The following is a 1,100-nucleotide window of genomic DNA, read 5'->3' as shown; positions in this document are numbered from 1 at the left end:
TCCCCACGTGACTGCTGACCGACCACGGGCAGAGATTGAGGACCTCGAAGACGTCGGCAGCATCATCAGCCACAAATAGCTGTATACCTTTGGGTACAACACCGTCGATTGCGGAACGGGCAGAAACCGCCAGCGCCTTCCAATCTACCGCCTGGTAATCAGTCAGCACAGGCATTCCTGCAGCGTCAACGAGAACCCCCTCAGGTTCCGGAGAGTGAGGCGCGAATAGAAAGTGGTAGGCGATCGGGGCATTCCGGTTCACAGCGATCATAGTCATGACCATTCTCCTAGAAAAAAGTCCGCGAGTTGTTCCGCGACAGAATCTCTTCGAGATCTGGGATCTCCCTCAGGGTTGGCGACAAAATGTCCGCCCTGGTGCTCTCTGGAGTCTCGCCTTCCCAGTGGCCGTAATAGAAAACGTCGCCGTCCAGCTCATAGAGCTCGTCTTCGTCGATCGTCACGCCATCGTCCTTGTACGGCGCTCTCAGCAGCGTTATCCCGTCATCATCAAGGAAAACGAGCCCGTGGCTCGCGACCTGAAGACCACACCCCGGATTGGCCGAGAGGATTCGCTGATAGTGCCCGCAGACGTCCTCATAGCTCAGGCTACGAACCTGCAACGGGCCTGGCACCCAGCGATCGCCCTGCTTTTCTATCTGAACCACGTCACGCAGGATCGTGAACCCTTGAAACTGAGTAGCGCCTTCTCGTTCTGCTATAGCGATCATGCTGTCAAGATCACTCCGAACCCACTCACAATCGTTTCGCGGGTCCGTCAGTGCATAGCGCACAAGCTCCATACCACTCCTCCTCTTCCAAAAAAAACCCCGGCAGGGACCGGGGCAAAAGTCCCTTCGCTTTCGCAAGGAACGTGACGAACGCAAATTCGGCCCCTAATCCCCGTCGGCCTGTCCGGCAACCTCTAGCAAGGCAGGAGTACCGGCATAGGCCAAGACCATGACCTGCTCCCCTTCTTTGGTGACCAACGCAGAAGTTGAAAAGGACACTCCAATAAGGGCGTTGGCTTCCTGGTGTGCCGTCGAGCACAACTGGTCGATACAGGCTCCCATCGCGGTGCTTATCTGGTCACTTATAGGCAC

Annotated in this window: 3 protein-coding genes; all 3 read right to left on the bottom strand. The window is 56.5% G+C overall.

Annotated elements, in window-relative coordinates; all coding sequences use genetic code 11:
- Window positions 1–277 (bottom strand): hypothetical protein (locus ACZ4Z4_RS38340; RefSeq protein ID WP_468338550.1); only part of this gene is annotated, 277 nt, incomplete at its 3' end.
- A gap of 10 nt (window positions 278–287) precedes the next feature.
- Window positions 288–728, bottom strand: coding sequence for a hypothetical protein (locus ACZ4Z4_RS38335; protein WP_230044827.1), 441 nt, complete (start codon window positions 726–728; stop codon window positions 288–290).
- A 165-nt stretch (window positions 729–893) separates the two neighbouring features.
- Window positions 894–1,100, bottom strand: a 207-nt coding sequence (locus ACZ4Z4_RS38330) for a hypothetical protein (RefSeq protein WP_468338547.1), incomplete at its 5' end; no start/stop codon positions are given.

The organism is Streptomyces sp. NPDC030245 (assembly GCF_055572995.1).
Note: the sequence above shows the minus strand (reverse complement) of the source record. Positions and strands in the feature narration are given on the sequence as shown.

What these genes read in the sequence shown, in the direction of transcription:
- ACZ4Z4_RS38335 (WP_230044827.1), bottom strand. Translation starts at nt 728, where the DNA reads ATGATCGCTATAGCAGAACGAGAAGGCGCTACTCAGTTTCAAGGGTTC.